We start from the raw sequence: 451 nt of genomic DNA on the forward strand, positions 1-451 counted from the left end.
TGTCGTGAGGGGGGAATCCGGCCGGAATGAATTGTTACGGGGACCGCTCGCGCTTATTGGAGTGCGCAGCGGAATGCTAAGCTCGTGAGGGACCTCGCTAAGCACCGGCGGACTCCCATGTCCCCTGCACAATTGATTCCGCCTACTTCCCCGGTTCAGGTTATTGCCGGGGACAAAAGACTCAGGCGAAGTTTTTCTCACACCGGCCCCGGTCCGTTCCGGACGCTGATTGTCTCCAGCCTCAATGGGGGAGGTAACCTTGTCGCTGCCACTACATATTACCAATAACTAACAGTAGGAATAGCGTGGTAGTTCTTCAATTAAATATTACGGTGATATTACACCAAACGATAACCGGCACGCCCCACGCACAGGTCACCGCCAATCACAGCAAATATACTCAAGCAACTACATCAGCCCATATCCAACATATATCAAACGCATATGGATG

This window comes from [Clostridium] symbiosum ATCC 14940 (assembly GCF_000466485.1).
In the GTDB taxonomy this organism is placed as follows: domain Bacteria; phylum Bacillota; class Clostridia; order Lachnospirales; family Lachnospiraceae; genus Otoolea; species Otoolea symbiosa.